General features: G+C 61.4%; 2 protein-coding genes. Both read left to right on the plus strand.

Annotated features, from left to right (window positions below; translation table 11 throughout):
- Window positions 1-262 precede the first annotated feature (262 nt).
- Window positions 263-2,083, plus strand: coding sequence for an adenine deaminase (locus tag AB5202_RS09845; RefSeq protein ID WP_368144655.1), 1,821 nt, complete (start codon window positions 263-265; stop codon window positions 2,081-2,083).
- Between the two features lie 179 nt (window positions 2,084-2,262).
- Complete coding sequence (locus AB5202_RS09850; protein ID WP_055310360.1) at window positions 2,263-3,057, plus strand: Cof-type HAD-IIB family hydrolase; 795 nt, start codon at window positions 2,263-2,265, stop codon at window positions 3,055-3,057.
- The last annotated feature ends 113 nt before the right edge of the window (window positions 3,058-3,170 follow it).

Here is a 3,170-nt window from a genome sequence, read left to right on the forward strand (position 1 = left end):
CCATTGTCGGCCTAATCCGCGGTCTTTCATGCAGCAGGGGCTCTCAATGTTTTTATGTCCTGCTCATATCGTCTGTGTCGGCACTTTGGGACACTCCTTGTCATTGGTGCAAAGCAACCTCTCCTCATTGCGCCAAGCGACGTGTGCCGTTAAGCGGAGAGGCGTATTGTTGACCCATCGTTTGGGCATACAATGGCTATTGACTTGCTGCGGTGAAGGCCTGTCCGCTCCGCAGCTGTTTTCTACGGTTAAAGGAGTATGTATGTCCGTTGAGGTCATGAGGTCTGTGATCGATGCTGCCGAGGGGCGCGTGCCCATCGACACGCTGTTTACCAATGCACAGATTGTCGACGTGTATGGCCAGCGCGTGGCGCCCGGCAGCGTTGCCGTCAAGGACGGTGTGATCGTCGGCGTGCTCTACGATGGTCGCGACGATGCCGCTGGCACCTATGAGGCAACTGAGGTCATCGACTGCCAGGGTCGCTATCTTGCTCCCGGTTTTATTGACGGGCATCTGCATATCGAGTCTTCGAACATCCGTCCCGCCGAGTATGCTCGCATGGCCGCGACGCGCGGTACCACCACCGCCATTGCCGACAGCCACGAGATTGCCAATGTTGCCGGTCTCGACGGCTTGCGCTTTATGATCGAGGATGGTCGCCGCGCGCCCATCTCCATCAAGTACATGATGCCTTCGTGCGTGCCCGCGCTGCCCGACGAGCAGGCCGGTGCCGTTATTTCGGCTGCCGATATGCAGGCGTTTTTTGCCGAGCATCCAGGCGATGTCTTTGGTCTGGGCGAGATGATGAACCTGCCGGGCGTCTTTATGGCCGACCCCGAGACCTGTGCTCGCATCGATGCTGCCAACCAGACGCCGTCCAAGCAGGTTGACGGCCACGCGCCGCTCGTTGCCGGTAAGGACCTCAACGCCTATGCCGCAGCGGGCATTATCGCCGACCACGAGTCGACGATTCCCGAGGAGGCACTCGACAAGCTGTCCCGCGGCATGTATGTGATGCTGCGTGAGGGCACGTGCAGCCACGACCTGGCCAATTTGTCCCCGATGCTGCTGGAGAATCCTGCCCGCGCCCGCCGCTGCTGCCTTGCGACCGACGACCGCGCTCCCTCCGATGCTCTTTCGACCGGCATGATCGACAATGCCTGCCGCGTGGCTATCGAGGCCGGTATCGACCCCGTGGTCGCCATCTCCATGGCGTCCCTTTCCACGGCTGAGGCATTTGGCCTGGACCACGGCTGTCGCGACCCGCATGAGCTCCGTGGCGCGATCGCCCCGGGCAAACGCGCCGACCTGCTGTTGCTCGATGACCTGACGTTTGCCAAGGCTCCGCATCGTGTTTATGCCGCCGGTGCCCTGGTGGCGCAGGACGGCACCTTTGTGGGCGAGATTGCACCCGAGATGGCCGAGGTTGCGGCCCTTGCCGATGAGCTGCGCGCTTCCGTTAAACTGCCGAAGCTATCGCTCGACGTGTTCGACTATGCCTTTAAGCCGGGCGAGGCCGTGATCGACGTGGTGCCGGGTAAGGCCATCACGGGTATGGCTCGCCCCGAGAGTGCCGAGGGCCTGCGCCGCATTATGCTGATCGAGCGCCACGGTCGCGGCGTGTCGCTGCAGGCCGAGGGCGCCGATGGCGACGGCCCCGCTGGCCTGGGCCTGGTCGGCAAGCATATCGGTCGCGGCTGGGTGCGCGGCTTTACCATCACGGGCGGTGCCATCGCCTCGACGATCGGCCACGACTCGCACAACGTGTGCGTGGTGGGCGACAGCGCGGCTGATATGATGGCTGCCGTCGAGGCCGTGGGCCAGGGCGGCCACGTGCTGGTGCGCAACGGCAAGGTCGTGGCGCGTATTCCGCTGGCGCTCGGTGGCCTTATGAGCGAAGGCACTGCCGAAGACGTCGCGGCGCAGCACGACGACTTTATGGTCAAGGCACGCGCTATGGGTATTGAGCCGCCGCTCGACCCCATCATGGGCATCATCTTCCTGCCCCTGCCGGTCATCCCGACGCTCCGCATCCGCCCCGAGGGCATGTTCGACGTCACAACCTTCACCTACGCCGACTAGTCATCGGGGACACTCTTTGGCGGGCTGCCTGACGCCGCGACCGTAGGACCTCTGGCATGTGTGAGCTATTTGCCAGGTCCTTGTAACGTTTACGCCCGCGGAGTCTTATTTGAGCTCCCTTTGGGTACGTTGGAATCGGATACACGTTTGATTCCAACAAGCCCGAAGGGAGCTTTCCTATGTTTAAACTGATTGCATCCGATATGGACGGCACGCTGCTTGACGAAAACGGCCAGGTGCCTCCCGAGACCTACGAACTGATTCTGGCGCTACACGAGCATGGCGTGCATTTCGCCGCATCGTCAGGTCGTCGCTACGATCGCCTGTGCGAGTTCTTTGCGCCCGTTCGCGACAAGATGGACTTTGTCGCCGCTAACGGCGCTCAGGTCTACGCCGACGGTAAGATGGTGGACCGTGAGGTGTATTCCCACCTGGCGATTCGAAGGCTCGCCCAGGCCGTCAGGACGTTTCCCAATCTGCATCTTGCGCTCTTTGACCGAACCAAGTCCTTCCTGCTCGATGACGAGTGCAAGTTCGTGCGTGAGGTCGATAAGGACCTTCCCAATGCCGAGCGCATTTGGGAGCTGCCCGATCCCAGCGTAAATATCATCAAAGCGAGTATCTTTTGCGACGACAGTGCGGTTATGGACAGCGCGTACGTGCTACAGCGCGAACTTGGTCAGCTCTTTACTTTTGCGCCTTCGGGCAACGCGTGGATTGATGCCATGCAGCCCGGTGTGTCGAAGGCCTCGGGTATCGCGCAGCTCGCGGAGCATTACGGCATTGGTCGCGACGAGGTCATGGCGTTTGGCGACTCGATGAACGACTACGAGATCATTCGCTTTGTCGGCACGGGCTGCGCGATGGAAAACGCGCGCCCCGCGCTTAAGGCGGTGGCCGATCGCGTGGTGGGTTGTAACCGCGACCACGCCGTCCAGCAGGAGCTCCGTCGCGTGCTGGAGAGTCTCGCTTAATCCGGCAGATGGGGACGTTCCTTTTCTGCCGACAGTGGGGGGTGTTCCTATAGTTTTGTCAACTGGGAAATGCTCTCCGTGCGACCGAATCGCGGCATGCTGACGCCAAGCCA

This window comes from Collinsella aerofaciens, from assembly GCF_040915545.1.
Classification (GTDB): Bacteria; Actinomycetota; Coriobacteriia; order Coriobacteriales; family Coriobacteriaceae; genus Collinsella; species Collinsella aerofaciens_BE.